The sequence below is a fragment of the Stenotrophomonas sp. STEN035 genome, from assembly GCF_056759935.1.
Window position 1 is genome coordinate 155318 of the sequence record NZ_JBRRDY010000003.1, and the last position, 26850, is coordinate 182167.

At 63.4% G+C, this 26850-nt stretch carries 28 protein-coding genes and 2 tRNA genes; 9 read left to right on the forward strand and 21 right to left on the reverse strand.

What is annotated here, in order from left to right; all coding sequences use genetic code 11:
• Window positions 1-9: 9 nt before the first annotated feature.
• On the reverse strand, window positions 10-1503 hold the full coding sequence (gene tssC, locus ACVOLL_RS02800; RefSeq protein ID WP_481507782.1) for a type VI secretion system contractile sheath large subunit: 1494 nt from the start codon (window positions 1501-1503) through the stop codon (window positions 10-12).
• 3 nt (window positions 1504-1506) lie between these two features.
• A complete protein-coding gene (gene tssB, locus ACVOLL_RS02805; protein ID WP_481507806.1) occupies window positions 1507-2013 on the reverse strand; it encodes a type VI secretion system contractile sheath small subunit in 507 nt (168 codons plus the stop codon).
• A gap of 338 nt (window positions 2014-2351) precedes the next feature.
• Here tssB and ACVOLL_RS02810 point away from each other — a divergent pair, with 338 nt between their 5' ends.
• Both ACVOLL_RS02810 and ACVOLL_RS02815 read left to right on the forward strand, forming a co-directional pair.
• On the forward strand, window positions 2352-2798 hold the full coding sequence (locus ACVOLL_RS02810) for a helix-turn-helix domain-containing protein (protein ID WP_481511482.1): 447 nt from the start codon (window positions 2352-2354) through the stop codon (window positions 2796-2798).
• 361 nt (window positions 2799-3159) lie between these two features.
• Window positions 3160-3552, forward strand: coding sequence for a hypothetical protein (locus tag ACVOLL_RS02815; protein WP_481511483.1), 393 nt, complete (start codon window positions 3160-3162; stop codon window positions 3550-3552).
• A gap of 148 nt (window positions 3553-3700) precedes the next feature.
• On the opposite strand, the gene ACVOLL_RS02820 is transcribed toward ACVOLL_RS02815, so the two are convergent.
• The 12 genes from ACVOLL_RS02820 to ACVOLL_RS02875 all read right to left on the reverse strand — a co-directional run bounded on the left by ACVOLL_RS02820 (window position 3701) and on the right by ACVOLL_RS02875 (window position 13628).
• A tRNA-Val gene (locus ACVOLL_RS02820) sits at window positions 3701-3775 on the reverse strand.
• A gap of 63 nt (window positions 3776-3838) precedes the next feature.
• Complete coding sequence (locus tag ACVOLL_RS02825) at window positions 3839-4192, reverse strand: PilZ domain-containing protein (RefSeq protein WP_481511484.1); 354 nt, start codon at window positions 4190-4192, stop codon at window positions 3839-3841.
• The gene (locus ACVOLL_RS02830) at window positions 4189-5148 is read right to left on the reverse strand and encodes a DNA polymerase III subunit delta' (protein ID WP_481511485.1); all 960 of its coding nucleotides are present in this window, start codon (window positions 5146-5148) and stop codon (window positions 4189-4191) included. Before ACVOLL_RS02830 ends, ACVOLL_RS02825 begins: the two co-directional genes overlap by 4 nt.
• Window positions 5149-5182: 34 nt before the next feature.
• The gene (gene mltG / locus ACVOLL_RS02835) at window positions 5183-6241 is read right to left on the reverse strand and encodes an endolytic transglycosylase MltG (protein WP_481511486.1); all 1059 of its coding nucleotides are present in this window, start codon (window positions 6239-6241) and stop codon (window positions 5183-5185) included.
• 72 nt (window positions 6242-6313) lie between these two features.
• Entirely contained in the window at window positions 6314-7666 is a 1353-nt protein-coding gene (locus ACVOLL_RS02840) for an aminodeoxychorismate synthase component I (RefSeq protein ID WP_481511487.1), read from the reverse strand.
• A 224-nt stretch (window positions 7667-7890) separates the two neighbouring features.
• Window positions 7891-9153, reverse strand: a complete 1263-nt coding sequence (fabF, locus tag ACVOLL_RS02845; RefSeq protein WP_481511488.1) for a beta-ketoacyl-ACP synthase II — start codon at window positions 9151-9153, stop codon at window positions 7891-7893.
• 123 nt (window positions 9154-9276) lie between these two features.
• On the reverse strand, window positions 9277-9516 hold the full coding sequence (gene acpP / locus ACVOLL_RS02850) for an acyl carrier protein (protein WP_054659808.1): 240 nt from the start codon (window positions 9514-9516) through the stop codon (window positions 9277-9279).
• A 151-nt stretch (window positions 9517-9667) separates the two neighbouring features.
• Window positions 9668-10411, reverse strand: a complete 744-nt coding sequence (fabG, locus tag ACVOLL_RS02855; RefSeq protein ID WP_481511489.1) for a 3-oxoacyl-ACP reductase FabG — start codon at window positions 10409-10411, stop codon at window positions 9668-9670.
• Window positions 10412-10496: 85 nt separating this feature from the next.
• Entirely contained in the window at window positions 10497-11441 is a 945-nt protein-coding gene (gene fabD / locus ACVOLL_RS02860) for an ACP S-malonyltransferase (protein WP_481511490.1), read from the reverse strand.
• Between the two features lie 317 nt (window positions 11442-11758).
• Window positions 11759-12724: a beta-ketoacyl-ACP synthase III gene (locus ACVOLL_RS02865; protein ID WP_481511491.1), complete on the reverse strand. Its 966-nt coding sequence runs from the start codon at window positions 12722-12724 to the stop codon at window positions 11759-11761.
• Between the two features lie 91 nt (window positions 12725-12815).
• Entirely contained in the window at window positions 12816-13013 is a 198-nt protein-coding gene (rpmF, locus tag ACVOLL_RS02870) for a 50S ribosomal protein L32 (protein ID WP_282270713.1), read from the reverse strand.
• A gap of 108 nt (window positions 13014-13121) precedes the next feature.
• On the reverse strand, window positions 13122-13628 hold the full coding sequence (locus tag ACVOLL_RS02875) for a YceD family protein (RefSeq protein WP_481511492.1): 507 nt from the start codon (window positions 13626-13628) through the stop codon (window positions 13122-13124).
• Window positions 13629-13743: 115 nt separating this feature from the next.
• Here ACVOLL_RS02875 and ACVOLL_RS02880 point away from each other — a divergent pair, with 115 nt between their 5' ends.
• Window positions 13744-14316 (forward strand): Maf family protein, encoded by a 573-nt coding sequence (locus tag ACVOLL_RS02880; protein ID WP_481511493.1) that lies wholly within the window; start codon window positions 13744-13746, stop codon window positions 14314-14316.
• Between the two features lie 46 nt (window positions 14317-14362).
• Here the strand turns inward: ACVOLL_RS02880 and ACVOLL_RS02885 are convergent, their stop codons facing one another.
• A complete protein-coding gene (locus tag ACVOLL_RS02885) occupies window positions 14363-16204 on the reverse strand; it encodes a glycosyltransferase family 39 protein (protein WP_481511526.1) in 1842 nt (613 codons plus the stop codon).
• A 40-nt stretch (window positions 16205-16244) separates the two neighbouring features.
• Here ACVOLL_RS02885 and ACVOLL_RS02890 point away from each other — a divergent pair, with 40 nt between their 5' ends.
• The 4 genes from ACVOLL_RS02890 to ACVOLL_RS02905 are packed head-to-tail and all read left to right on the forward strand — an operon-like array spanning window position 16245 to window position 20620.
• Entirely contained in the window at window positions 16245-17192 is a 948-nt protein-coding gene (locus tag ACVOLL_RS02890) for an AAA family ATPase (RefSeq protein WP_481511494.1), read from the forward strand.
• A 1-nt stretch (window position 17193) separates the two neighbouring features.
• Window positions 17194-18150, forward strand: coding sequence for a DUF58 domain-containing protein (locus tag ACVOLL_RS02895; RefSeq protein ID WP_481511495.1), 957 nt, complete (start codon window positions 17194-17196; stop codon window positions 18148-18150).
• Window positions 18147-20099, forward strand: coding sequence for a transglutaminase TgpA family protein (locus tag ACVOLL_RS02900; protein ID WP_481511496.1), 1953 nt, complete (start codon window positions 18147-18149; stop codon window positions 20097-20099). Before ACVOLL_RS02895 ends, ACVOLL_RS02900 begins: the two co-directional genes overlap by 4 nt.
• Entirely contained in the window at window positions 20096-20620 is a 525-nt protein-coding gene (locus tag ACVOLL_RS02905; protein WP_481511497.1) for a Slp family lipoprotein, read from the forward strand. Before ACVOLL_RS02900 ends, ACVOLL_RS02905 begins: the two co-directional genes overlap by 4 nt.
• 216 nt (window positions 20621-20836) lie before the next feature.
• Here the strand turns inward: ACVOLL_RS02905 and ACVOLL_RS02910 are convergent, their stop codons facing one another.
• The 4 genes from ACVOLL_RS02910 to dnaX all read right to left on the reverse strand — a co-directional run bounded on the left by ACVOLL_RS02910 (window position 20837) and on the right by dnaX (window position 24281).
• Entirely contained in the window at window positions 20837-21184 is a 348-nt protein-coding gene (locus ACVOLL_RS02910; RefSeq protein WP_296252765.1) for a histidine triad nucleotide-binding protein, read from the reverse strand.
• 50 nt (window positions 21185-21234) lie between these two features.
• Window positions 21235-21834, reverse strand: coding sequence for a recombination mediator RecR (recR, locus tag ACVOLL_RS02915; RefSeq protein ID WP_481511498.1), 600 nt, complete (start codon window positions 21832-21834; stop codon window positions 21235-21237).
• 107 nt (window positions 21835-21941) lie between these two features.
• Window positions 21942-22262, reverse strand: a complete 321-nt coding sequence (locus tag ACVOLL_RS02920) for a YbaB/EbfC family nucleoid-associated protein (protein ID WP_057629296.1) — start codon at window positions 22260-22262, stop codon at window positions 21942-21944.
• A 6-nt stretch (window positions 22263-22268) separates the two neighbouring features.
• On the reverse strand, window positions 22269-24281 hold the full coding sequence (gene dnaX, locus ACVOLL_RS02925) for a DNA polymerase III subunit gamma/tau (protein WP_481511499.1): 2013 nt from the start codon (window positions 24279-24281) through the stop codon (window positions 22269-22271).
• A 139-nt stretch (window positions 24282-24420) separates the two neighbouring features.
• On the opposite strand from dnaX, the gene ACVOLL_RS02930 reads away from it, so the two are divergent.
• Both ACVOLL_RS02930 and ACVOLL_RS02935 read left to right on the forward strand, forming a co-directional pair.
• Window positions 24421-24513: transfer RNA gene (locus tag ACVOLL_RS02930), tRNA-Ser, on the forward strand.
• Between the two features lie 83 nt (window positions 24514-24596).
• A complete protein-coding gene (locus tag ACVOLL_RS02935; protein ID WP_481511500.1) occupies window positions 24597-26144 on the forward strand; it encodes a DUF6538 domain-containing protein in 1548 nt (515 codons plus the stop codon).
• A gap of 19 nt (window positions 26145-26163) precedes the next feature.
• Here the strand turns inward: ACVOLL_RS02935 and ACVOLL_RS02940 are convergent, their stop codons facing one another.
• Together ACVOLL_RS02940 and ACVOLL_RS02945 are read right to left on the reverse strand one after the other, a co-directional pair.
• Complete coding sequence (locus tag ACVOLL_RS02940; protein WP_005408295.1) at window positions 26164-26352, reverse strand: hypothetical protein; 189 nt, start codon at window positions 26350-26352, stop codon at window positions 26164-26166.
• Window positions 26349-26771 carry a conjugal transfer protein TraD gene (locus ACVOLL_RS02945; protein ID WP_481511501.1) on the reverse strand — a complete coding sequence of 141 codons (423 nt, stop codon included), beginning with the start codon at window positions 26769-26771 and terminating at the stop codon, window positions 26349-26351. Before ACVOLL_RS02945 ends, ACVOLL_RS02940 begins: the two co-directional genes overlap by 4 nt.
• Window positions 26772-26850: the final 79 nt, after the last annotated feature.

Below are 26850 nucleotides of genomic sequence, written 5' to 3' on the forward strand. Positions count from 1 at the left end.
AACCTTGGATCAGGCCTTGGCCTGGGACGGCAGACGCGACACCAACCGCAGCGACACCGTCAACCCTTCCAGCTGGTAGTGCGGCTTGAGGAAGAACTTGGAGGTGTAGTACCCAGGTGCGCCTTCGACTTCCTCCACAATCACCTCAGCGGCGGCGAGCGGATGGCTGGCCTTGTACTCCTCGCTGGAGTTCGCCGGATCACCGTCCACGTATTGCAGGATCCAGTTGCCCAGCCACTTCTGCATCTGCTCGCGGTTGGAGAACGAACCGATCTTGTCGCGCACGATGCACTTCAAATAGTGTGCAAAGCGGTTGCAAGCGAACATGTATGGCAGGCGCGCGGCCAAGGCAGCATTGGCGGTTGCGTCCGGGTTGTCGTACTCGGCTGGCTGGTTCAGTGACTGCGCGCTGATGAACGCGGCCATATCCGAATTCTTGCGATGCACCAGCGGCATCAAGCCCATCTTGTCCAACTCGGCCGAGCGACGATCCGTGATCGCCACTTCAGTCGGGCACTTCATGTCCACACCGCCGTCGTCGGTGGGGAAGGTATGTGCCGGAAGCCCTTCAACCGCGCCGCCGGACTCGATGCCGCGGATGCGCGAGCACCAGCCGTACTGCTTGAAGGAACGGTTGATGTTCACCGCCATCGCATAGGCCGCGTTCTGCCAGGTGTACTTGGCCGAATCAGCTCCAGCAGTGTCCTCCTCGTAATCGAACTCATCGACCGGATTGGTATTGGCCCCGTACGGCAAGCGCGACAGTGTGCGCGGCATCGCCAGGCCGATGTACTTCGAGTCCTCCGAGTCGCGCAGGGAGCGCCAGGCCGCGTAGTCCGGCGTGGTGAAAATCTTGGCAAGGTCACGCGGATTGGCGAGCTCGTTCCAACCATCCATGCCCATCAACTTCGGCGCTGCTGCCGATATGAACGGTGCGTGGGCGGCCGAAGCCACCTGTGCGATACCAGCCAGCAGCTCCACATCCGGCGGCGAGTTGTCGAAATAGTAGTCACCCACCAGGCAGCCATACGGCTCACCACCGAGCTGGCCGTATTCCTGCTCGTAGATCTTCTTGAAGATCGGGCTCTGGTCCCACGCCGTGCCCTTGTAACGCTTGAGGGTCTTGCCGAGCTCCTTCTTGGAGATGTTTAGCACGCGGATCTTGAGCTGCGTGTCGGTCTCGGTGTTGTTCACCAGATAGTGCAGGCCGCGCCAGGCACCTTCCAGCTGCTGCATATCGGCATGATGGATGATGTGGTTCAGCTGCTCGGTAAGCTTGCGATCGATCTCGGCGATGTACGCCTTGAGCGTCTGCGATACGTCATCACCAACGATATCGGCACGACTCAGCACCTGCTCAGCCAAGGTACGCACCGCGGATTCGACCTCTTCCTTGGCGCGCTCACTCTTCGGCTTGAATTCCTTGTTGAGCAGGGCGGCGAAGTCGCCACTCTCAAACGCGGCTTCAATGCTGCCAGACTCTGCCAGCTGTTCAGTATTCATGGCTTATTCCTGTTCCGGCTCGCCGGGCTTGGGGGCAGATGCAAGCGCCTGCATCAACGCGGGATCACGCATGGCCTGCGCAATCAACTCCTCCGCGCCAGCCTTGCCATCCATGTACGTATCCAGATTGGCCAGCTGCGTGCGGGCCTCAAGCAACTTGGCCAGCGGGGCTACTTTGCGCGCGACCGCAGCCGGCGAAAAATCGTCCATGCTTTCGAACGTGATATCGACGTTCAGACTTCCCTCGCCGGTCAGCGTATTCGGTACCGAGAAAGCGACGCGCGGCTTCATTGATTGCAGACGACTGTCGAAGTTGTCGACATCTATCTCCAACGACTTGCGGTCTTCCAGCGAAGGCAGCTCACCTGCGTTCGCACCGGACAGATCCGACATGACGCCCATCACGAAGGGAAGCTGCACTTTTTTCTGTGCACCGTACAACTCAACGTCGTACTCGATCTGAACGCGCGGTGCGCGATTGCGCGCAATGAACTTCTGGCTGTTTGCCACGACTTTGCCTCCGATTAGACCGATCAGTTCCGGCACGAAGACAACGCGCAGGAAGCAGGCGGGTCCAACCCTCCCTCTTCATGCCTTCGACTTGTCTCCGTCACATGCACCACGCACTGCCGGTGAGTCACATTGCGTCATCACCACCGCAATCCAGCACCGAGTCGAACGAACCCCACTCAATGCCGGCGAAGTCTAGGAACGGCCACGCATCGCGCACACGACAATCCGTCTCAACCTTTGCTGGAAAAGAAATTGCAGGTTTGATGATGGGTTCTTGTCGCTTTTCGCGTTTTGTTTAAGTAACGGACCCCAATTGTGGGTCGCGGCGACGAACCATGACCATTGCAGGACACAGCGCACACGCTCTTACGAACGTTCTTACGCTCAACGACAACATCCGTTCGATCACGCACATCAACTATTCGATGAGCTTCGACAGCACGCCACTGGATGTCGACGATGTATTGCTGCATGACATCATCGACTTCATCGATGGTCGACTTGGCGACTACGACCTTGGCGAGCGCATGATCCGCAATGCATTCAATCTATCGCGCGCCACGCTCTACCGCCGCTTCCAGCCGCTCGGCGGCATCGCCAGTTTCATCCGCGACAAACGCCTGCAACTCGCACATATGCACCTGAGAGGAAACCCAACCTGCAGCCTCACCTGGCTCCTGTATGAAGTTGGGTTCTCGTCGGAGCGGCAGTTCCAACGCTCGTTCCAAGCCCGTTACGGCATGTCGCCCGCCAACTGGCGCAAGTCCTGCCAACTCTGCTGAAAAAAGTTCACGCCACCCAGGCAGCCTACAAAGAAAATCGGTTCCCGAACGAAGAGCATTCGATGCTCAGATTTCTTCGACTGGATGACCGTCGGTCGCCGCCGTAACAGAGATCCAAGCCCCAACGCGTGCAAGCAGTACAAGGCGCTGTTGATCGTGCGCATCAAACTGTCCTGATGCGCTGCGGCTGCGCATGATCGGCGCATACGTTGAGCATCGAAGAATCCTTACCGCACATGAAGGCATCATCCAGCCGCACGCAACAGTATCGCCCTACCTGATACGGAGTCGTCGCAGCTGTACGGAGCACGCAGGAATGGCGTAGCTCACGCATCAGGCAACCACTACCCGGAGCAAGCCCATGTCTTGGAACCCCTTCTCTTCAGGTTCGTCGTCATCGCCATACACGATGAGAAATTTCAGGGACACAGCGCAAAGCTTTTTCCGAGCGACTACCGGCCAGTCACCGCGGGTGTCCACGTTCTACAACTCGCTGACCGATGACGAGCTCAACCAGCCGATAACAGCACTGAATATCGGCAGTTTTGTTCGTAGGGAAAACCATGCAGTACTGCATGGCACCACCCCGGCAACACGCGAAGATCTTCTTGCGATCGCAGCGATCCCGTTCAGAGCGGTTGCTGCACATACGGTTGCGCAGAATGTTGTCGTTGGCCAGCAGGGATTCTTTGGAAACAGCGAATATCAGCAAGAAGCGCTGATTGGCACGTTATCTGGTTTGCACGGTCAATGAAGTCGTGAGAAGGCTTCAGCAATCGACTGGATCGCTCCGCATATCCGGATCGCCTGAACGCAACAGCGCCACATGCTGTTACCGGCCCAGCCTTGCAAACCGCCAAAACGAAAAAGCCACCCGGAGGTGGCTTCATCTTGATGTCGCTTGGTGGGCGGTACAGGGATCGAACCTGTGACCCTTGCCGTGTGAAGGCAATGCTCTACCGCTGAGCTAACCGCCCGTGTTGCGAGCCGCTCATTATAGGGGGCTGAGCGAACACGTCAACATCTTTCTTCACGCGATTTCACATCGTCTGGGTCGGCTTGTCCGAGCTGGAAGTGCCGGCCAGCAGGGTCTCGATCTTGTTGCGGATGGCCTCGCCGTCGGCGCCCTCGGCCAGCTGCACGCCGATGCCGGCCTGGCGGTTGCCCTGTGCGCCCAGCGGGGTGACCCAGACCACCTTGCCGGCCACCGGCAGGCGCTCGCTGGAGTCCGGCAGGGTCAGCAGCAGGAACACCTCGTCGCCGAGGAAGTAGCGCTTGGGTGTGGGCACGAAGACGCCACCGTTCTTCACGAACGGCATATAGGCGCCGTACAGCGCTGCCTTGTCCTTTACCGCCAGTGAAAGGATGCCCTGGCGGGCGTTCGTCGCACTCATCGAATAGTCCCCTTGGATTGCACTTGGTTGGCCGCGCCCCATGCCAGCAGCAGCTCCACCACGGCCAAGTCGGCGCGGATGGTGGTGCGCAGCAGGTCGCGGGTGCGATTGGCGGCATCAAACCAGGCGGCCAGCTTGTTCAATCGGGCCGGATCGGTCAAGCCGTCGGCCGCTTTCTTCAGCGCCAGGTCGGCGGCATGGCGCAGGCGCAGGTCGGCGTTGTCGTCGCCGGTCCAGCGCTGGGCCAGCTCGACGCTGCCCAGCTTGCCGGCCAGCAGCTGCTCCAGCTCGCTGGCAACCTGCCGGCGCAGGGCCATGCCCTCGCCTTGCAGCCATTGATCGGCGAGTGCCGGATGGCCGCGGGCGGCGTCCAGCGCTTCACGCGCCACGCCTTCGGTATAGCCGCGGGTCTGCAGCCAGGCCATGGCTTCCTCACGCGGTGGCATGCGGAATTCCAGGCGCTGGCAGCGGCTGCGGATGGTCTGCGGCAGGCGCGCCGGGTCGGCGCTGAGCAGCCACAGGTAGCGACCGGGTGACGGCTCTTCCAATGTCTTCAGCAAGGCGTTGCAGGCGGAGCGGTTGATGGCATCGGCCGGGTCAACGATGACCACCTGGGCCACGCCGTAGTGCGGGGTCAACGCCAGCTTCTGCGAGATCTCACGTACCTGGTCGATGACGATCTCGGTGCGCAGCTTGTCGCCGGTCTTGTTGGGGATGAAGCTGGTGAACTGCAGGTCGGGATGGGTGCCAGCGGCAAGCAACTGCGCGTTACGCTGGCGTGCTGCTTCATCCGCGCCGTGGTTGAGCACATGCGCGGCCAGCCGCATCGCCACCGCGCGCTTGCCCATGCCGGCCGGGCCGCACAGCAACAGGCCGTGACCGAGCCGGCCCACGTCCAATGCAGCCACGGTCTGGTCATAGACGCGCTGCTGCCAAGGGGCCAGTGCTTCGCTCATCGGGAAATCCTGTACATCATTCGGGTCATGCCGCTCATTGCGCCGCCGCCTCGCTGCGCTTGGCGCGCAACCGCTTCAGGTATTCGGCCACGGCGGTGTTGTGATCTGTATAGGAGGCGGAGAACACGTGCGCGCCACTGCCATCGCCGACCGCGACGAAGTACAGCGCATCGCCCGGTGCCGGCTTGGCGGCGGCATGCAGTGCGTCGCGGCTCGGCATGGCGATCGGGGTCGGCGTGAGGCCGGCGCGGGTATAGGTGTTGTACGGCGTGTCAGTGGTCAGGTGGATCTTGCGGATATTGCCGTCGTAGGCGCTGCCGATGCCGTAGATCACGGTCGGGTCGGTCTGCAAGCGCATGCCCATCTTCAGGCGACGCGCGAACACCCCGGCAATCTGCGGGCGCTCGCTGGCCAGGCCGGTTTCCTTCTCGATGATGGAAGCCAGGATCAGCAGTTCGTACGGCGTTTTCAGCGGCAGGTCGTCGCTGCGCTCGGCCCAGGCGGCGGCCAGTTCCTTTTCCATCGCGGCATGGGCGCGCTTGAGCACGTCCACGTCGCTGTCGCCGCGCTGGTAGACGTAGGTTTCCGGCAGGAAGCGGCCTTCCGGGTGCTGGTCGGGGAAGCCGAGCTTAGCCATCAGCTCGGTGTCGGCCAGATCGGTGGTTTCGTGCTGCAGCGGCTGCGCGCGCGCCAACGCGGCACGTACCTGACGGATGTTCCAGCCTTCGACGATGGTGACGCGGTACTGCAGCACCTTACCCTGGCGCATGTTCAGCAGCAGCTGGCGCGGCGTGGGTGCCGGCTCCAAGGCGTATTCGCCGATCTTGAGCTTGCCGGCAGCATCGAGCTGGCGGGCCAGCAGCTGCCATTGCAGGTCGTCGCCTTCGTCGACGCCCGCCGCGCGCAGCTTGCGCAGCACGCTGGTGAGCGAATCACCGGAGGCGATGGTGATGCTTGCCTCGGACGGGGTCAGCGGCGCATCGGCAAAACTGCTCTGCCGTTGCCACAACCAGGCCGCACCTGCGCCAGCGAGGGCAAGCAGCACTACCAGCACCGCCAGCACCAGCAGACATCCGCGCTTGGCACCCGCCATGATCACCCCGTCTTCAAAGAATTGACGCGCAGGATACCGCGCTGGCGGCAACGCCAGCCAAAACGGCGTTCATCATTGTGGATCGAGCGCACGCAACAGCCCGCGCGCCTTGGCCCGGGTTTCGTCCAGTTCCTTGTCGGCCACCGAATCCACCACGATGCCGGCGCCGGTGCGGAAGCTGGCGGTGCTGCCCTGCACTTCCGCGGTGCGGATCAGGATGTTCAGGTCCATGTCGCCATCGCGGTTCAGCCAGCCGAAGGCGCCGGTATAGGCACCGCGGGCGGTCTGTTCCAGCTCGGCGATAATCTCCATGCAGCGCACTTTGGGGCAGCCGGTGATGGTGCCGCCGGGGAAGGTGGCCGCGATCACTTCGCCCGGAGTGACTTCCGGGCGCAGGCGCGCGCGCACGTTGCTGACGATGTGGTGCACGTGGGCGTAGCTCTCCACGATCATCAGTTCATCGACCTCGACGCTGCCGGGCGCAGCGATGCGGCCCAGGTCGTTGCGCTCCAGGTCGATCAGCATCACGTGCTCGGCGCGTTCCTTGGGATGGCCGACCAGTTCCTGGATGCGCGCGGCATCGTCGTCGCCTGCAAAGCGCGGGCGGGTGCCGGCGATCGGGCGGGTCTGCACCACATCGCCGCTGACCGAGACCAGGCGCTCCGGCGAGGAACTGACCACGGCGCGGCCGGCGGCAGTGAACAGGCCAGCGAACGGTGCGGGGTTGGCGGTACGCAGGCGCGCGTACAGCGCTTCCGGTGCGAGCGGTGCGTCGAACTGCGCTTGCCAGCGGCGCGAGAGGTTTACCTGGAAGACGTCGCCGGCATGCAGGTAGTCGATCACCTTGTGCACGCCATCGGTGAAACGCTCGCCTGCGTCTTCGCTGATGGTGGATGGGCCATTCCAGTGCGGCAGGGCTGGCAGCTGCGCGGCTTCGGCTTGATCGTGCTGGAGCTGGCTGAGCAGCTCTGCTGCGTCGTCTTCGGCGATGGCGATGCAGCGGCCGCTGTCGCGCTCGCGCAGTACCGCTGCCGGGCAGCGCAGTGCGATTGCGGAAGGCAGGCCATCGCTGCGCTGTGGCAGTTGCAGGATCGGCTCGACTTGTTGTGCGAGTTCGTAGTCGAGCAGCAGTGCCCAGCCGCCACGGAACGGGATGTCCGCTTCCATCGGGTTGCGGGCTTGGCGCTGGGATTGCCAGTCGCGGTCGAGTGCGGAAAGGAAGTCGCCTTCGACTGGGGCGCCGTCTTCGCGCTGCAGGCTGCCGTCTGAGTTGAGCAGCAGCTGGCCGCCATTGGCGATCAGCAGCATGTCCCACTGGCCGAGCTTGCCGGCGGCGGTGGATTCAAGCAGGACCGGATAGCGATGCGGTGCGAGCCGATGCAGCGCCAGCAGGTCGGTGTCGGCGTGCAGGGGGAGGATGTGCATCGTTGGCCAAAGAGTCGGGGAGGCTGACGGCTCCCTTCTCCCGCCTGCGGGAGAAGGTGCCCGAAGGGCGGATGAGGGGAAGCCTTTAAAGCTTCTGGAGCTTTAAAGCCGCCCTCACCCCAACCCCTCTCCCGCTTGCGGGAGAGGGGCTTTGAGCAAAGCAACAGCCAAAAGCTTCAAGCAAAGCGACAGGCACCAGCCTCAAGCAAAGTCGCAACGCAGCTTTAGACCCGCTTGAACACCAGCGTGCCGTTGGTGCCGCCGAAGCCGAAGCCGTTCGACATCACCACGTCGACGTCGGCCTTGCGGGCCACGTTCGGCACGTAGTCCAGGTCGCAGCCTTCGCTCGGGTTTTCCAGGTTGATCGTCGGCGGGATGATGCCGGTGTTCAGCGCCATCACCGAGAAGATCGCTTCCACGCCGCCCGCTGCACCCAGCAGGTGGCCGGTCATCGACTTGGTCGAGCTGACCAGCATCTTGTAGGCGTGCTCGCCGAAGGCGGTCTTCATCGCCATGGTCTCGCCCAGGTCGCCCAGCGGCGTCGAGGTGCCGTGTGCATTGAGGTAGCCCACCTGCTCCGGGGTGACGCCTGCGTCCTTCATGGCCGCGACCATGCAGCGGGCGGCACCTTCGCCGTTCTCGCTCGGTGCGGTCATGTGGTACGCGTCGGAGCTTGCGCCAAAACCGGCCAGCTCGCAGTAGATCCGGGCGCCGCGTGCCTTGGCGTGCTCGTACTCTTCCAGGATCAGGATGCCGGCACCGTCACCCAGAACGAAGCCGTCACGGTCCTGATCCCACGGACGCGAGGCCTTCTCAGGTGCGTCGTTGCGGGTGGACATGGCCTTCATCGCGCAGAAGCCGCCCAGTGCGGTCGGCGAGGAACCACGCTCGGCGCCACCAGCAACCATCACGTCGGCGTCGCCGTACTGGATCATGCGCATCGCCGTACCGATGGAATGGTTGGACGTGGCGCAGGCCGACACTGCCGAGAACGACGGGCCCTTCAGCCCGGCGATGATGCTCAGCTGGCCCGGCAGCATGTTGATGATGGTCTTGGGCACGTAGAAAGGCGAGATCTTCTTGCCTTCGTGGAAATCAATGGTCTGCTCTTCGATGCCGAGCAGGCCGCCGATACCGGCACCGACGATGGCGCCAATGCGCTCAGCATTGGCATCGGTGATTTCCAGGCCGGAGTCGTGCAGCGCCATGAAGGCGGCACCCAGGCCGTAATGGATGAACGGGTCCATCTTCTTGGCATCCTTGCCGCTGACCCGATACTTGCCGAACAAGGGGTTGTCGGCGGTGATGTCGAAATCCCTGACCTCACCTGCAATTTTGGTGGTGAAGCGCTCCAGGTAGCCATCAATGACATTCGTCAACGGGCCAATGCCCGAGCGGCCATTGATGATGCCTTCCCAACTGCTGGCCAGATCATTGCCCAGCGGCGACACCATGCCCATGCCGGTAACAACTACGCGACGACTCATTGCGGATTCTCCTGGCCCCGCACGCGGGGAGATTGAAGCTTAAAAGCACAGGGCCGCATCAGCGGCCCCATGGGTTTGCAACGCGGCAGACATGCTTGCCAACCGCGCCTTGTCAGACCTGGATCAGGCCTTGACGTGTGCCTTGACGTAGTCGATGGCAGCCTGGACGGTGCCGATCTTCTCAGCCTCTTCGTCCGGGATTTCGCACTCGAACTCTTCTTCCAGCGCCATCACCAGCTCAACGGTGTCCAGCGAGTCTGCGCCCAGGTCATCGACGAACGATGCGCTGGTGGTGACTTCTTCTTCCTTGACGCCAAGCTGCTCAACAACAATCTTCTTGACGCGTTCTTCGATGGTGCTCATTAGGATATCGCTCCAGATGGAGTAGTGGTTCAAAAGACGCCAGCCCCCAGGGCTGGCCGTGGGATAGTGTAGTGGAAACCGTCGCGGCGGTGTTTCTGAACAAAAAAGCCTTGACAATCAACCACTTGGGTGCATTCCCTGCACGCCACGCTTACGGCATGTACAAACCGCCGTTCACGTGAAGGGTTTCGCCGGTGATGTAACTGGCCGACGGACCGGCCAGGAACGCCACCGCCTTGGCGATGTCTGTGGGCTCGCCGAGGCGGCCCAGCGCGACCTGGCCGAGCATCGCCGACTTGGCGTCCTCTGGCAGATCCTTGGTCATGTCCGTGTCGATGAAGCCCGGTGCGACCACGTTGACGGTCACACCACGGCTGCCAATTTCCTTGGCCAGCGACTTGGAGAAGGCAATGATGCCAGCCTTGGCGGCAGCATAGTTGGCCTGGCCGGCATTGCCGGTGACGCCGATGACCGAAGCGATATTGATGATGCGGCCCTTGCGCGCCTTCATCATGCCGCGCATCACCGCCTTGGAGGTGCGGTAAACGCTGGTCAGGTTGGTATCAAGGATGGCCTGCCAATCCTCGTCCTTCATGCGCATCAGCAGGTTGTCGCGGGTAATGCCGGCGTTGTTGACCAGGATGCTGATGGCACCGAATTCCTTGCTCACCGCATCGATCAGCGCATCTACTGCGCCCGGCTCGGTCACGTTCAGTGCGCGGCCGTGGCCGCCGAGTGCTGCCAGGCGCGTACCGATGGCGGCAGCGCCGTTGTCGGTGGTGGCGGTGCCGATGACGGTCGCGCCCAGCGCGGCCAGTTCGTCGGCAATGGCGGCACCGATGCCGCGGCTTGCGCCGGTGACCAGCGCGATTTCACCCTGCAATGGCTTGCTCATTTCTGTTCCTTTTGTGCATGGCACCGCGCACGCGCAGCGCCCATCATGACCAGGCGCAGGTTGCGCCCGCGTCGCAATCGGTTGCTCAGTTTGCCCACTCTTCCAGTGCACCGGCAAAGTCTGCCGGGGTGGCGAGCGGACGCCCTTCGATGTTCTTGTCGATGCGCTTGACCAGACCGGTCAGCACCTTGCCCGGGCCGCATTCGGCCACGCGGCTGACACCGCGCGCGGCCAGCGCCTGCACGCAGCCGGTCCACTGCACCGGCTGGTACAGCTGCTGCACCAGCGCCTGACGGATGGCATCCACGCCGTCATGCACCCGCGCGTCAACGTTCTGCACCACCGGCAAGGCCGGCTGCTGCCACGCCAGGCCGTTCATCACCGCAGCCAGACGGTTGGCGGCTTCGCGCATCAGCGGCGTGTGCGACGGCACGCTGACGGCCAGCTTCACCGCCTTGCGCACGCCCTTCTCGGCCAACAGCGCCAGGGCGCGGTCGACCGCTGCAGCGTCGCCGCCGATCACGATCTGACCGGGCGAGTTGAAATTGGCCGGGACCACCACCTGACTGCCTGCAGCTTCGGCGCAGACTTCCAGCACCAGCGCGTCTTCGGCACCGAGTACGGCGGCCATCGCGCCAACACCGGTCGGAGCGGCGTCCTGCATCAACTGGCCACGCAGGCGCACCAGATGTGCACCGTCGTGCAGCGTCAGCGCGCCTGCAGCGACCAGTGCGGTGTATTCGCCAAGGCTATGCCCGGCCAACACTGCCGGCTTTGCGCCGCCCTGTGCATTCCACAGGCGCCATACCGCGATGCTGGCGGCCAGCAGCGCTGGCTGGGTGAATTCGGTGCGATTGAGCTGCTCTTCCAGGCCGCCCTGCGACAACGCCCACAGATCGACGCCCGCGCCCTCGGAGGCCTCGGCAAAGGTTTCACGGATCTGCGGATGCAATTCAGCCAGTTCGGCCAACATCCCAATGGATTGCGAGCCCTGGCCGGGGAATACGAAAGCGAGTCGGGAGTCAGTCACGCGGTCTTCTGCTGCTTCAATCGAAGGCCGGAATAATAAGCGCGAAAGCGCCCGCCCGTCTGTACTGGCGCGTATGCAGCAGCATGGCATTGTAGTGCCGAGCCATGCTCGGCAGGGGCATTGCCGGTAAAGCCCTGACGCGCATGCAGGCTTTTCTTTGTAGGAACGGCGTGAGCCGCGAAGCCACTGCAACGTCAACGGCGGCAAAGCCCCCTCCCCAACCCTCCCCTTGCCTGCGGCAAAAGGGAGGGGGCGTAGTGCCAACGACAACGGGCAGCCATTGGCTGCCCGTGCGGTGTACGTATTGCTTGAGATGTTTAGTAGCGCAGCAACGCCGAGCCCCAGGTGAAACCGCCACCGAAGGCCTCCAGCAGCAGCAACTGGCCACGCTCGACGCGACCGGAACGGATCGCGGCATCCAGCGCCAGCGGCACCGAGCCGGACGAGGTATTGCCGTGCTTGTCGACGGTGACCACCACGCGCTCCATCGGCATTTCCAGGCGCTTGGCCGTGGCTTCAATGATGCGCAGGTTGGCCTGGTGCGGGATCAGCCAATCCAGGTCGGACTTGTCCAGACCGTTGGCCTGCAGGGTTTCATCAACAACCGAGTCCAGCGCCTTGACGGCGTACTTGAACACGTCATTGCCCTTCATGATGATGTTGCCCGGCTTGTCGAAGCCGACCGACACGCCAACCGGATCCCACAGCAATTCCTTCTTGCTGCCGTCGGCATGCAGATGGGTGCTGAGAATGCCGGTGTCTTCGTCGGCCTTGAGCACGACGGCGCCCGCGCCATCGCCGAACAGCACACAGGTGGTGCGATCAGTCCAATCGACGATACGGGTCAGGGTTTCCGCACCGATCACCAAGACATGCTTGGCGTCACCGCTGCGAATGAATTTGTCAGCCACGCTCAGGGCGAAAAGGAAGCCCGAACATGCTGCATTGACGTCAAACGCCGCCGAACCAGCTGCACCAAGGCGGGCCTGGATCAGGCAAGCGGTAGACGGGAAAATCAGATCCGGCGTGGTGGTACCCACGATGATCATGTCCAGCTGCGATGCCTCAATGCCGGCAGCTTCCAGCGCGCGCACGGCGGCGTGGTAGCCCAGGTCACTGGTCGTTTCGCCTTCGGCAGCGATGTGCCGCTCACGGATACCCGTGCGCGACTCGATCCACTCGTTGGTCGTCTCGACGATCTTGGTCAGATCATCGTTGGTCAACACTTTCTCGGGCAAATAACTACCAGTGCCCGCGATCCTCGAGTAGATCCGCTTGCTCATGCTGTTTCCTATTGCGCGAAGCCGCCCGTAGGCGGCCCCGGAAGAATCGGTGCAACAACCGCCACACTCAGGTGGCGGCAGCCGTCACAAATCAATCTTCTTCGACGACCAGGGTCGACTTGGTCGTGATCACCTTCTTGCCGCGGTAGAAACCATCAGCAGTGATGTGGTGACGCAGATGCACTTCACCGGTGGTCGGATCGGTGGACAGCTGCTTTGCGCTCAGGGCGTCGTGGGCACGACGCATGCCGCGGCGGGACGGGGTAACACGGGATTTCTGCACAGCCATGGGATTGCTCCAAACTCGGTTTCGTTTGCTTCGTCGTTTAATTGCACAGGACGCCAGCGTCCAGCACTACTCGCTTTCGCCGCAGCCGCCGACGATTACCGGCCGCAATTATTTCTTCAGCGCCGCCAATGCCGCAAAGGGATTGGCCTTGCTCAATTCTTCTTCGGTCGCGGTGAAGTCCTGTTCGACTGCCTCGCTTCCTGGCGCCAGTGCAACCACCGGCACCGCCAACACCAACTCGTCTTCCACCAGGTCCAGCGGACGCAGGTTGCCGTCTTCGGGCACCAGCATCGCTTCGTATTCCTCTGGAAGCGCAGATTCTTCTTCTTCGTCCTTGATCAAGCCCAAGCGCTGCTTGATCGACACCGGCAGCAGGAAACGCTGCATGGTGCGCTGACAGATCAAGGGCAGCTCGGTATCGATGGTCAGATCGACATACGACACCTGCAAGATGTTGTCTCGATCGAATTCCAGTGAATACGTGCACTGGCCTTCGGTATCGGCAACCAGACCCTGCAAGCGGGTCAATTCGGACAAAGGCACCTGACCATCAAAGCGCCTGCGCGCAATGACCATCCGCCAAGCATCCAGCAATTCGGGTACGTTCGCGGACATAAGCTGCAGAATGTTAAGGAGTAGCCACGCCGCTGTCAAATCCATAGCGGCGGAAACATTGTCAGACCGGCGGCGGCGCAGCAGACTGGCCGTCCCGAGCTGCGTATTTTTACACATGAAGCCCCTGATTCTCGCCTCCACCTCACGATATCGCGCTGAATTGCTTAACCGGCTCAGGATTTCGTTCAGTTCAGCCGCTCCGGATGTGGACGAAACCCCGCTCCGCGGGGAGCCACCGGCAGCCCTGGCGCAGCGCCTGGCCGCTGCCAAGGCCGAAGCCGTTGCCCGCCAGCAGCCCGGCAGCTGGGCGATCGGCTCGGACCAGGTCGCCGAGCTGAATGGGCAACCATTGGGCAAACCCGGCACCCGCGAGGCGGCGTGTGCGCAGCTGGCGGCGATGTCCGGCCATGAGGTGCTGTTCCACACGGCGGTCTGCTTAAGTGATGGCAACACGCAATATCGGGCTACCGATCTCACCCGCGTGCGCTTCAGGACCCTGCAGGCGGCCGAGATCGAGCGCTACATCGACGCCGAACAGCCCTTGGATTGCGCCGGCAGCTTCAAATGCGAAGGCCTGGGTATCAGCTTGTTCGAAGCCATCGACAACAGCGACCCCACCGCCCTGATCGGCTTGCCGCTGATCCGGACCTCGCAGCTGCTACGCCAGGCCGGCTACCAACTGCCTTGAGCGACCACCGACCACACAAACAGCGCAGCGCAGCGCGGATACAAAGCTATTTGACCTCGAACGGCTGCTCGGCCCAGGTTTCCACACTGCCGTCATTGCCATGCAGACGCAGGCCCAGCCAATGCGTACCCGGCTTCAGGCCTGAGGTATCCAGGCGTGCATCGAAGCCCGTATTCGGATGCTGCGGATCGGTGGATATCTTCCAGAACGGGCGCACATCGAACGCACGCCCGTAGGTAGCATCACCCACGCTGCGACCGTCCAGCAGCAGCTCAACCCGCGACAATCCCACGCCATCCTTGAAAGCCCAGCCACTGACTTCCAGCGCACCAGCCACCGCCTGACCGGCCAGCGGAGTTTCCACCCACGCCATCGCCGGCGTCACACATGGCCCCTGCTGCTTTTCGGCCGGCAAGCGGAACAACAGGAAGCGCTGGAAACCGTGATCCAGTGAGATCACCCGCGGCGGCGGCAACGGCCCAACCAGATCGCAGTCCTTGTGGTAACGCTCCAACAAGTCACGGTAACGCTGGTCGCCCGGGGCCAACACCAGCAGCACCGGCGTCGAGCGACTGCCATCACTGATCAATTTCCAAAGCGCCAACTGTGCGGTGCGCCCATGACGATCATTGAGCGCATGCGGCAACACTTTGATCGCCGGATCATTGAGACGGAAACCCAGCTCCGCGCCCACCTTGAAGTTGCCGGCCAGCAACTGGGTGTCTTCCGGCATCTGCGAGAGCTCATCACGCACGCCTTCGGCCAGCTGCTGCCAGCCCGCGAAGTTGCGCGGGTAGTACTTGCTGCCGGCCAGATGCTCACGCAAGCCGGGTGAAGCGGCAACCAGGTAATAGCTCATCGCCAGCAGCAGGCCAAGCGAGGTAAGCACCCACAGCGCACGCCGCCAAGGACGCGACCAGTGATTGAGCAGCGCCGGCACGCAGACCAGCAACGCCAGATAGCCCGGTAGCGGCCAATGGAAGCTGACCCGCTCCACATCGGTGAAGAAGCCAAGCACAAAGATCAACAAAGTTGAGGTAGCACCGACCAGGGCGAAATACCGCCATTGCAGATGATGGAAACCGCCTTGCACATTGCGCAGGCCCTTGCCCGCCACCACTGCCATCGCCACGAACAACAGTGGCGTCACCAACAGTGGCTGGATCACCAGGAACAACAGCCCTTCTGGCTGGAACGCCCACGGATGGCGCTCGACCAGCTGGAACTTGAGCCCGGCATCCTGGTTATCCAGATTCCACGCCAGTAGCGGTGCCCATGCCGCCAAACCTACCGACAGCGCGATCCAGACGCGCGGATCGCGCAAGGCCTTGCGCCCCTCAGGCAATAGCACCAAAGCGATGAAACCCACACCAATCACACCTATGAAACGGTAGTGACTCAGCGCCCCGATCAACAGCCCGCAGGCCAGTAACAAGGCGCCACCAGCGCCCACACCACGCAGCAGCCGCGCACCGGCATCCAGGCATAGCACGGCGGCAATCGCCATCGGTACGTCCGGAACCGCCAGGATGCCCAGCGTCGCCGACAACGGCATCAATACGGCCAACGAACCCGCGCGCCAGCCCATGCGCACACCGAACCAGCGCGTACAGATACCAGCAACCATCCAGGGCAACGCCGCGCCCATGATCAGGAACGGCAGGCGCACACCCAGGCGATGGTCGCCAGCAACCTCAACACCGAGCCGTGTCAGCCAAGCGGTCAGGCCAGGCAGGTCCGAATAGGCCGCAGCCAGATGCTGGCCTTCCTGCCAATAGAACGCTTCGTCCACGAACAATGGAAGTTGCGAGGCCAACAGCACCTTGGCCGTGGTGACCAGCACCCACAACACAAGGAACGTTACGTATGCGCGTTGCTCACCCCTGATTGCCACGTACACTTCCTTCAGCCCAAGTATCGAGACGACCATGACAATGGCGCCGCCCGGAATGCTAACCGAAGTCACACTACAGTCCCTATCGGCAGCGCAACAGCAGGTCAATTCCCTATTGCTCGGCAAGGCCCAGGAAGTGAGGATGGCCTTTGTCGCGCTGCTGTCCGGCGGACATCTGCTGATCGAAGACCTGCCCGGGCTCGGCAAAACCACCTTGGCCCACGCCATGGCGTCCAGCCTCGGCCTGCAGTTCCAGCGTGTGCAGTTCACCTCCGATCTGCTGCCCGCTGATGTGCTCGGCATCTCGGTCTACGAAGCGCATAGCCGCAGTTTCCAGTTCCATCCCGGTCCGGTGTTCTGCAACCTGTTGCTGGCCGACGAGATCAACCGCGCCCCGCCACGCACGCAGAGCGCCCTGCTCGAAGCGATGGCCGAGCAGCAGGTGACGCTGGACGGCGTGACCCATCGGTTACCGGATCCGTTCTTCGTGATCGCCACCCAGAATCCGGTCGATATGTCCGGCACCTTCCCGCTACCAGACTCGCAGTTGGATCGCTTCCTGCTGCGCCTGACCCTGGGTTATCCCAACGCCGACGCCGAGCGCGCCCTGCTGGCCGGCGAAGACCGCCGCGATCTCATTGCGCGGGTCACACCCTGCCTTTCCGAGCAGGACATCCGCCTGCTGCGCGAGGCCGTTGGCCAGGTGCATGCCAGCGACGCATTGGTCGACTACGTGCAGGCACTGATCACCCGCAGCCGCCAGCACCCGGGCGTACGCGTCGGCCTGTCGCCACGCGCCGGCATCGCCCTGCTGCGCGCAGCCAAGGCACACGCGCTGCTGCTTGGCCGCCGCCATGTGATCCCTGAAGACGTGCAAGCCTTGTTCATTGCCGTCGCCGGACATCGTCTGGTTGCCGAGGCCGAAGCCTCCTCCGGCCCGACGTTGGCCCGCACCATCCTGCACAGCGTGCAGGTGGACTGAAGTGCTGGCAGCGCTGCGGCATCGCCTGCAATCACTGCAGTTCCTGGCCCGCCCGCGGCAGCCGGAACAACTGCCGATGCAGCTGGACAGGCGCCGCATCTACGTGCTGCCGACCGGCTTCGGCCTGTTTCTCGGCGCCCTGCTTGCGGTGATGCTGCTGGGCGCCCTGAACTACAACAACAATCCGGCGCTATTGTTGGCACTGGTGCTGGCCGCCACCGCGCTGGCCAGTGCCGTACAGGCGCACCTGCAGTTGTCGGGCCTGCGCCTGCAGGCCGTTTCCGCCGACCCGGTGGCCGCAGGCAACCCCATCCGCCTGCGACTGGCGCTCGCGCGCAACGACCGCCGTCCGCGCCGCGCCCTGCAGCTGGACTACCAGCAAGCCAAGACCCATCTCAACCTGGAGCAGGACAACCAGGCCGAAGCCGATCTGTGGCTGCCAACGCATCGGCGCGGTTGGCTGGATATAGCGCGCATCCGCGTTGCGACCACCCAGCCGCTGGGCCTGGTCCGCGCCTGGGCATGGTTCTGGCCGGACTCGACCCTGCTGGTCTATCCAGCGCCGGAAGCCAATGCACCGCCGTTGCCGGATGCAGGCAGCGCCTCCACTCGTACCCGCGTACATCCGCAGGGCGAAGAACTGCAGCAGATGCGTCCCTACCGGACTGGCGACTCACGCCGCAGCATCGCCTGGAAGCACTCCGCGCGGCGCGACGAGCTGCTGGTGCGCGAGTACGAGCGCCCTTACGGCGCCGAGCTGGTGCTGGACTGGCAGCAGTTGCATGCGCTGCCCCACGAACGCCGCATCTCACGGCTTGCCCGCTGGGTGGATGAGGCCGAGCGCGAAGGCCGCAGCTACCAGCTGCGCCTGCCCGGGCAACCGCCCTTGGGACCAGCCAGCGGCGATAGCCATCGCCACCTCTGCCTGCGCGCCTTGGCGCTGATGCCAGACGCATGAAGACAGCCTCACCCCCACTGAGCGCCGGCAGCCGCATCTGGATCAATCTGGTCACGGCACTGTCACTACTGCCCTTGCTGCTGCAGCTGCCCGGCATGCTGGCCGTGATGTTCGGCATCACCACCTTGCTGGTGGCGCTGTGGTCATGGCGACGCAGCATGCCGCTATTGCTGCGGCTGCTGTGGATCGGCTTGATGCTGGGCTGCATCTACTGGCAGATGGGCGCCAATCCCGGCCGTGACAATGGCTGCGCGCTGTTGGCAGCAATGCTGGCAATCAAATCCAGTGAGCTGCGCACCTTGCGCGATGCGCGCAGCCTGATTGGCTTCAGCCTGTTTGCCCCGTTTGCCGCCTTCCTGCTCGATCAAGGCCCGACCACCTTGCTGATGTCGGCCGCTGCCGTGGTTGCGGCATTGCTCGCCTTGCAGCGTATTGCCGATGAGGATGTGGGCATCGCCCACCTGCCACCGCGTGCGCAGCTACGCACGGTCGGTGGATTGATGCTGCTGGCGCTGCCCCTGGCCTTGTCGGCATTCTGGCTGGTACCGCGCCTGCCGACGCCGATGTGGGGCACACCGGAGCGCTCAGTGGGCCGCCCCGGCCTGTCCGACAGCATGCAACCCGGCGGTTTGAGCGAAATGATGGCCGATGACAGTCCGGCCTTGCGGGTCGAGTTCTTCGGCCCGGTGCCGGCGCAGAACCAACGCTATTGGCGCGGCCCGGTACTCACCCGCTTTGATGGTCGCCGCTGGTCACGCTCGCAGAGCCAGCGCGCCGAGCGCGTGCCCAGCGTGACCAACGGCACGCAACGCTGGGACTACCAGATCGAATACGAGCCCACCGATCGGCGCGAGCTGGTTGCGCTGGACCTGCCCTTGCAGGCCCCAGCAGGCAGCCAGCTGGATGCCGACTACAGCCTGACCACACCACAGCCACTCACCGCGCTGTCCCGCTGGCGCATGCAATCCAGCCCTGTCGCTGCGTTCCAGTCCGAGCTGCCCGCCCGCCTGCGCCGGCAAACCCTGCAACTGCCGGACGGCTTCAATCCGCGCACGCTGGCGCTCTCCAGGCAATGGCGCAGCGAGGCCGGCAATGATGATGCAGCGCTGGTACAGCGCAGTCTGGACTGGATCCACCGCGAATTCGCCTACACCTTGAACACGCCACTGGCCGGCCGCCATTCCGTCGACGAATTCCTGTTCGACCAGAAGGCCGGCTATTGCGAGCACTTCAGTGCGGCCTTCGTGGTGCTGATGCGTGGTGCGGGTGTTCCAGCACGCGTTGTCACCGGCTATGCCGGCGGCGTGCGCAACCGCTTCGGCAACTATTGGGTGGTGCGACGGCTTGATGCGCATGCCTGGGCCGAAGTCTGGTTGCCACAACGCGGCTGGGTTCGGGTTGATCCCACCGCAGCAGTCGCGCCGGAGCGCATCTACGACACACTGGAAGACCGTATCGGCGACAGCAACACCAGCGGGCTGAACTTGCCCGCTCGTTGGAGCAGCCTGCTGCAGTACAGCGATTTCCTTCGTCGCGGCTGGAATACCGCCGTGCTGTCCTTCAATGCCGAACGTCAGCAGCGCCTGCTCAGCGGTATCGGCATCAAACAGTTGAGCCCCTCCCAGCTGGTTGCCTTGTTTGCAGCCTTTGCCGTTCTTGCCTTGGGCTTGATGGCCTGGCTGCTGGCCCGTGGCGAGCGCCAGCGCGACCCACTGCTGCGCGCCTGGCACCGGCTGGACCGCCGCTACCAGCGTCTCGGACTTGGCCGTGAACCTTTCGAAACCGCCAGCGACTGGGCCAGCCGCGTCGACCAGGCCCGCCCCGGCAGCGACCTGCTGGCGCTCAGCCAGCGTTTCACCCAGGCGCGCTACGCTGGCGCTCGATCGGATGTCGTTTCATTATTGGCGGACCTGCACAGGCACCGCCCGAAACCCGGAGTACGAACATGAAGACCCGCATCCTCCTTGTTGCCGCCGCCAGCTTGGTACTGGCTGCCTGTGCCACTGCACCCAAGCCGCTACAGGGCCAGTTCACCCCCGTTTCACCGCGAGACGCGGTGGCGCAGAAGCAGACCGGCGCGCCGGTACGCTGGGGTGGCCGTATCATCGAAACCATCCCCGGCCAAGGCCAAACCTGCTTCCAGATGCTGGCCCGCCCGCTCAATGCCAGCGGCCGCCCGACCACCAGTTCGAGCGATGCCAGCGATGGTCGCTTCCTGGCCTGCCGCAGCGGCTTCTATGATCCGGCGGTGTTCGAGCCGGGCCGCGATGTGACCTTCATCGGCCGCATCGATGGCTACCAGAGCACCAAGATCGGCGAATACGATTACCCGCTGCCCAAGCTCGCCGCCGACGTGGTCTATCTGTGGCCGGTACAGCGCGAAGTGGAAGTAGTGCCCGCCTACCCGTACGGCCCGTGGGGCCCGGGTTGGGGTCCCGGCTGGGGCTGGGGTTACCGCGGTTGGTGGTAACAAACTGAAAACGCCGCCCCAAGGGGCGGCGTTTTTGTTTGGCTCTTAGATGCCTTTGGTTCTTTTGTTGGCGCGGCGTAAGCCGCGAAGCCACAGATCCCTCCGCCGCAAGCGACATAGCGCAATCAGAAACTGCTGGATCGCGCGAACAGGCTTCGCAGTTGCTTGGTTGCTACCGGCTGCGCGGCTTACGCCGCTCCTACAAAAGCAGCTTTCTCACGCGCCAAAATGTCCCAGCGGCGCGCCCGCCAGCAGATGCAGGTGGATGTGGAACACGGTCTGCCCGGCATCTTCGCGGCAGTTCATCACGATCCGGTAGCCATTCTCGGCAAAGCCTTCCTGGCGTGCATAAGCCGCAGCCGCCAGGGCCAGCTTGCCAATCAGATGCGCCTGCGTCGGCTGCAGGTCATCCAGGGTCGGGATGACCTCGTTCTTTGGAATGAAAAGCACATGCACCGGCGCCTGCGGGGCGATGTCCTTGAAGCCCAGCACTTCATCGTCTTCGTAGACGATGGCGGCGGGAATTTCGCGACGGATGATCTTGCCGAAGATGGTGTCGGTCATGTGGGGGCTCGCTGCAGTAAACGGCCTACAGCTTACAACCCCGGCACCGCTTATTCGCCGACTTCGCTGCGGCTACCAAACGCATGCGACAAAGTGCCGCGATCCACGTATTCCAACTCGCCACCCAAGGGCAGGCCCTGCGCCAGACGGCTGGGACGCACCTTGTTGCGCCGTGCCAACTGCGCCAGGTAATGCGCCGTGGCCTCACCTTCAACGGTGGAGTTGGTGGCGATGATCAGCTCGGTGACTTCGCCCAGCGCCAAACGTGTTTCCAGCTGATCCAGGCCCAGCTCACGCGGGCCAATGCCGTCCAGCGGCGACAAGCGCCCCTGCAGCACGTAATACACACCGCGGTAGCTGGTGGCGTGCTCAATCGCCAAGCGATCGGCCGGTGATTCGATCACGCACAGCATCTGCCGCTCGCGGCTGCTGCTGGCGCAGACCGGGCACAGCTCGGTTTCGCTGAAATCTCGGCATTGCTTGCAGTGGCCGATCTTCTCGATGGCCTCGGCCAGCACTTCCGACAGTCGCTGGCCACCGTCACGGGCACGCTCAAGCACGTGGTAGGCCATGCGCTGGGCCGTCTTCTGGCCAACGCCGGGCAGCACGCGGAAGGCTTCGATCAGTTGTTCCAGCAGCGGCAGGCTCATCGCAACGGTCTCATCACAGCAGGCGTATCGCTAAAACAAACGCGCGAAGCCCGGAGGCTTCGCGGCGCGGGGACGTACATGCGCCGGTCAAGCCGGCGCGGGCCACATCAGAACGGCAGCTTCATGCCCGGCGGCAGCTTCATGCCGGCGGTGGCCGAGCCCATGCGGCTCTGCGATTCGGCGTCGATCTTGTTGGCGGCGTCGTTGAACGCGGCTGCAATCAGGTCTTCAGCCATTTCCGGATCGCTCAGCACCGACGGATCGATACGCACCTTGCGGCACTCCTTGGTGCCACTCAGGGTCACGCTGACCATGCCGCCGCCGGCACTGCCGGTGACTTCCAACTTGGCGATTTCTTCCTGGGCCTTCTGCAGGTTTTCCTGCATTTTCTGGGCCTGCTGCATCATTTGGGCGATATTGCCGCGCATGGTTCGTTACTCTTTGAAAGGACGGATGGAATCGGCCACGACCCGTGCACCCTGCTGTATCAGCTGCTGCACCTGGGGGTCGGCCATGAACACGGCTTCGGCCGCGGATTGCTGTTCACCGCGCTGGCGATCTGCGCGCTGGTGCAAGGTTTCAGCCTGGGCGTTGCCAGTCTCAATAAGGATCTTGGGCGTGCTACCCAAGGCCTGCGACAGCGCCTGCGCCAAGGCATTCAAGGCCCGCTCAGACTGCAGATATTCAAAGCCCGGCAACAAGGCCAGCCGCAGCACACCGTGCTGGAAATTGACGAAGGCTGCATTGGCGGCCAGCTCGCGCGACGGACCGCTCAGGCCGCTGTCGTCGATCAAGTCCAGCCATTGTTCTGCGTCGTTCAAGCTACGCCCGCCCTGCGACGGTGCAACTGACTCTGCGGGTGCCGCCGGCTCGATGGCGATGCCGGTTGGGCGCACCGGCTCGGCCTGCTGGACCGGCTGCGGCGCAGCGACGGGCGCCGGCTTCGGCGCTTCAACCGGCGTTTCAATGGACTCGGACGCTTCTGGCATGGCCATTTCGGCCGCCATCGCCTCGTCACGCGCATTCGCTTCCGCCGCCTCAACCGCCCATGGCGGCAGATCTTCATCGGCTGCTGCGGGCTTGGCGGCTTGAACCGGGGCCGGAGCTGCAACCGGAGCTTGCACGGGCTCAGGCGCGGGCGCTGCGGGTTCCGGCACAGGCCCGGCTTGTTGCGGCACGACGGCTGCGAGTTCGGGTACAGGCTCGGGCTTGGGTTCTGACACAGGTGCGACTGCAGCTGGTGCAGCCTGCGCTGCAACCGGCTTGGCGGTTTGCGCCGACGCTGCCGCAACGGCCGGTGCAGGCGTGTTGCCACCCACGCCTGCACCAGTCCCGGACGCACTGCCTTCCGGCGTCGCCGGTACCGCGCCTGCCGGGCGGAACGCCAGCATGCGCAGCACAGTCATTTCAAAGCCAGCACGCGGGCTGGGCGCCAGATGCAGGTCGCGACGGCCACCGAGGGCCATCTGATACCAGAGCTGCACCACTTCCGGGCGCAGGCGCTGGGCGAAGGCCACGGCGTCGACGCCCTCACCCGGCACCGAAGTGCCCGGCACCAGCTGCTGCACCTGGATCCGGTGCAGGCCTTCGGCCAAGGCGTCCAGCACCCCGCTCCAGTCCGGCGAGAACTCCGCCAGCCCGGCAACCACCTGCAGCAGGCGCGCACCTTCGCCATCGGCCAAGGCATCGAGCATCGCGCTGACCTGAGTGCGATCGACCGTGCCCAGCATCGTGCGCACCACGTCGTCGCGCAGCGCGCCACCGGCATAGGCAATGGACTGATCCAGCAGCGACAGACCATCACGCAGCGAGCCATCGGCCGCGCGTGCCAGCTGCACCAAAGCGCTGTCGTCGAAATCGATCTGTTCGGCCGTCATGATCCGCGACATCTGGCCGTGGATCTGCTCCTCGTCCAGGCGCTTCAGGTTGAACTGCAGGCAGCGGCTGAGCACCGTGACCGGCAGCTTCTGCGGATCGGTGGTGGCCAACAGGAACTTCACGTGCTCCGGCGGCTCTTCCAGCGTCTTCAGCAGCGCATTGAACGCTGCCTTGGAGAGCATGTGCACTTCGTCGATCAGGTAGACCTTGTACTGCCCACGCGAGGGCATGTACTGGGCGTTCTCAATCACCTCGCGCACGTCATCCACGCCGGTATTGGACGCGGCATCGATTTCCAGCAGGTCGATGTAACGACCAGCATCGATGTCCAGGCAGGCCCGGCACTGACCGCAGGGGTCGGCGCTGGTGCCGTTCTCGCAGTTCAGCGACTTGGCAAAGATGCGGGCAATGGTGGTCTTGCCGACACCCCGGGTGCCGGTGAACAGAAAGGCGTGGTGGACGCGGCCACTGTCGAGCGCATTGCTGAGCGCGCGGACCACGTGTTCCTGGCCCACCAACTCGGCAAAACGCTTCGGACGCCACTTGCGGGCAAGGACGAGATAGGACATCAGGCAACCGTCTTCATCTGAAGCCCCATTGTGCCACGCCCAACCCATCCGCCAGCACCCCGTTAAGGGGGTGCTTGTGAACAGCCGCCAGTCCCTATAGAATCCACGCCCCTGCCGAGGCATTAGCACGGCAGGATCCGGAGAGGTGTCCGAGTGGTTGAAGGAGCACGCCTGGAAAGTGTGTAAGCGTCTAAACCGCGCTTCGGGGGTTCGAATCCCCCTCTCTCCGCCAGCATTACATAAGCCCCTGTTTTTACAGGGGTTTTTTGTTGGCTAAAAGATCGCGGGCAGGGCACAAATCGGGGCACAACTCCGATGGCACTTCCTCACTACCTTACGAAGGCCGCGTCAGGCCGTTACCTCTTCCGCATCCGCGTTCCCTCTGCATTGCGTCAAAGGGTTGGACGCGCTTTCCTCAAGCGTTCGCTGGGCGCTGACCTGCTGGCCGCACGGTTGGCCGCATTGGAGCTGTCCGCCCGCTATGCTGCGGCTTTCACCGCCATACAGGACACAGGGATGAGCAAGGACGACGTGGACGCGTTGATTGCACGCTTGAGCAAAAGCCGTCTGCCGGAACTCACGCTGGAACGCACGCAACGCGCCGATGGCTCCATCGTCGAGCGCTGGCAACTGGACAATGACGACGACGTCCGGCTTTACCGCCAAGCCACGGCCCCACGCGGTCGCAACGCCGAACTGGCAGCGCTGTATGAAAAGGACCCGCTCATGGCCATGCTGGACGGCTACGAGCCCCCTGCCCCCTCTCCGGCACCTGCTGCACCTGCGCCAACGGCTCCGGCCGCTGTCGTGGCCGAAGCCATTTCCATGGGCAAGGCGCGCGACGCATGGCTGAAAAGCCTTGAGGTGTTCACCAGCCCCAAGACCCTGACCATCAAGGGCACGGCCATCAACATGCTGGTGGACTACATCGGCAGCAACCGCCAGGTGCACACCATCGGCCGGCCTGACATGGCGCGCTTCTATCAACATTTGCGCGACAAGGGCAACAGCACGCCCTCCATCTACAACAAACAGTCCTACCTAGGCGGTGCGGGCGGCTTCTTCGATTGGGCTACCAAATCCGGTCACTTCCCGACCGCGGACAACCCGGCCAAGGGCCACGTGCGTTACACAGCCAAGGAAAAGCGCCAGCGGAAAAAGCTGGGCTTCAAGGCCTTCACCCTGCCCCAGATCCACACTCTCTACGCGCCCGAGCAGGTCGTCAGGCTTTCCCCCGGTGCACGCTGGGCCGCCCTGCTGGGCCTTTACACCGGCGGCCGGGCCGGCGAAGTCGGGCAACTACTGCTGACGGACGTGGCAGAGGCCGACGGCGTGCCCGTCCTCCACGTGACCGACGAAGGCGAGAACCAGCGGCTTAAAAGCGATGTCTCCAAACGGGTGGTGCCCATCCACGCCGACCTGCTGGCGCTGGGCTTCCTCAACTACGTGCAGCGGCTGCGGGACCGTGGCGATACCCGCTTGTTCCCGCAAGCCGCCACCAACGCCAAGAACGGGCCCGGTAACTGGATTTCCAAAGCGTTCGGCTACTACCTGGGCAAGCTGTCTGCCGATTGGCCGAAAGCCAAACGCGGCTTCCACAGCCTGCGCAAGAGCGTCATCCAGGAGATGCAGACCGCTGGCGTCGCCTCGGAAATGCGGGCCCAAATCGTCGGCCACGAACTGGACGACGAACACCATGCGACTTACAGCCGGGAATTCACCGCCGCCGAGAAACTACACGGTGCCGGCAAGTCTCCCGGCCTGTCGGTGCTGGCCTATGCGCTCAACTTGGACGCCTTGCGCCCCCTGTTGACTGAGCTGCCTGACAGCAAGCCCAGCAACCGAACCAAGGAACGGGCTTAAACCTTTCCAGCGATGGCCTTCAACGCGGCCATCGCTTCCTGCTGGCGCTCATCGGGCAGCTTAGACACCAGCAACTCACCTCTGCCAGAAAATCCGACGTGGCGTAGAAATACGGCAACGGCAGGCCCAGCGCATTGGCCAGGAACTGGGCGCGCAGGGCTTCCATCTGTCGGGCCAACAACGGGTCGGGGGTCTTGGGGCGATTCATGACCGCGCCCCTTCACGGGCTGCCGCCCGCGCCTCCAGATGCTGAATACCCTTTTCGCGGAGCTGGCCCCGCACGTTCGGGTGCGTGGCCATCCGCTCGCCAATCACCAGCAGCGCCCCGACGATTTCGGCCGGGTCCCAGCCATCGGCTTCGGCGGCAATGGTCAGCCCGCCCAGCACGATTTTTCGGTGTGCATCGGCCGAGCGGAACAGCTTGGCACGCTCCTTGGCTTTCTCCCGGGCGACCTGACGGGCCTCCCGTGCTTTCTGTTGCCTCTCCGCCAGCAAGAGTTTGGCTTGCTCCTTTGCAGCCACCTCCAGCAGTTTGGAGAGTTTTAGTTTTTGCTTCTCAACATCTACCACGACACGCTCAAAAATAGCCCTGATAACCAATGCAACCAGAAAACAGGCCGAAGGCAAGGGGGCACCGCCCCAATACCTGGCGCGAGCGAGCAGCGAGCACGGCTTTTGCTTTTGGCTAAAAAGTTGACAGTTTTTG

Excerpts from the sequence above, each read along its gene's own strand:
- tssC (WP_481507782.1), bottom strand. The coding sequence starts at position 1,503 with ATGAATACTGAACAGCTGGCAGAGTCTGGCAGCATTGAAGCCGCGTTT.
- ACVOLL_RS02810 (WP_481511482.1), top strand. The coding sequence starts at position 2,352 with ATGACCATTGCAGGACACAGCGCACACGCTCTTACGAACGTTCTTACG.
- ACVOLL_RS02815 (WP_481511483.1), top strand. The coding sequence starts at position 3,160 with ATGTCTTGGAACCCCTTCTCTTCAGGTTCGTCGTCATCGCCATACACG.
- ACVOLL_RS02825 (WP_481511484.1), bottom strand. The coding sequence starts at position 4,192 with ATGAGTGCGACGAACGCCCGCCAGGGCATCCTTTCACTGGCGGTAAAG.
- ACVOLL_RS02830 (WP_481511485.1), bottom strand. The coding sequence starts at position 5,148 with ATGAGCGAAGCACTGGCCCCTTGGCAGCAGCGCGTCTATGACCAGACC.
- mltG (WP_481511486.1), bottom strand. The coding sequence starts at position 6,241 with ATGGCGGGTGCCAAGCGCGGATGTCTGCTGGTGCTGGCGGTGCTGGTA.
- ACVOLL_RS02840 (WP_481511487.1), bottom strand. The coding sequence starts at position 7,666 with ATGCACATCCTCCCCCTGCACGCCGACACCGACCTGCTGGCGCTGCAT.
- fabF (WP_481511488.1), bottom strand. The coding sequence starts at position 9,153 with ATGAGTCGTCGCGTAGTTGTTACCGGCATGGGCATGGTGTCGCCGCTG.
- acpP (WP_054659808.1), bottom strand. The coding sequence starts at position 9,516 with ATGAGCACCATCGAAGAACGCGTCAAGAAGATTGTTGTTGAGCAGCTT.
- fabG (WP_481511489.1), bottom strand. The coding sequence starts at position 10,411 with ATGAGCAAGCCATTGCAGGGTGAAATCGCGCTGGTCACCGGCGCAAGC.
- ACVOLL_RS02865 (WP_481511491.1), bottom strand. The coding sequence starts at position 12,724 with ATGAGCAAGCGGATCTACTCGAGGATCGCGGGCACTGGTAGTTATTTG.
- rpmF (WP_282270713.1), bottom strand. The coding sequence starts at position 13,013 with ATGGCTGTGCAGAAATCCCGTGTTACCCCGTCCCGCCGCGGCATGCGT.
- ACVOLL_RS02875 (WP_481511492.1), bottom strand. The coding sequence starts at position 13,628 with ATGTCCGCGAACGTACCCGAATTGCTGGATGCTTGGCGGATGGTCATT.
- ACVOLL_RS02880 (WP_481511493.1), top strand. The coding sequence starts at position 13,744 with ATGAAGCCCCTGATTCTCGCCTCCACCTCACGATATCGCGCTGAATTG.
- ACVOLL_RS02890 (WP_481511494.1), top strand. The coding sequence starts at position 16,245 with ATGACAATGGCGCCGCCCGGAATGCTAACCGAAGTCACACTACAGTCC.
- ACVOLL_RS02900 (WP_481511496.1), top strand. The coding sequence starts at position 18,147 with ATGAAGACAGCCTCACCCCCACTGAGCGCCGGCAGCCGCATCTGGATC.
- ACVOLL_RS02905 (WP_481511497.1), top strand. The coding sequence starts at position 20,096 with ATGAAGACCCGCATCCTCCTTGTTGCCGCCGCCAGCTTGGTACTGGCT.
- ACVOLL_RS02910 (WP_296252765.1), bottom strand. The coding sequence starts at position 21,184 with ATGACCGACACCATCTTCGGCAAGATCATCCGTCGCGAAATTCCCGCC.
- recR (WP_481511498.1), bottom strand. The coding sequence starts at position 21,834 with ATGAGCCTGCCGCTGCTGGAACAACTGATCGAAGCCTTCCGCGTGCTG.
- ACVOLL_RS02920 (WP_057629296.1), bottom strand. The coding sequence starts at position 22,262 with ATGCGCGGCAATATCGCCCAAATGATGCAGCAGGCCCAGAAAATGCAG.
- dnaX (WP_481511499.1), bottom strand. The coding sequence starts at position 24,281 with ATGTCCTATCTCGTCCTTGCCCGCAAGTGGCGTCCGAAGCGTTTTGCC.
- ACVOLL_RS02935 (WP_481511500.1), top strand. The coding sequence starts at position 24,597 with ATGGCACTTCCTCACTACCTTACGAAGGCCGCGTCAGGCCGTTACCTC.
- ACVOLL_RS02940 (WP_005408295.1), bottom strand. The coding sequence starts at position 26,352 with ATGAATCGCCCCAAGACCCCCGACCCGTTGTTGGCCCGACAGATGGAA.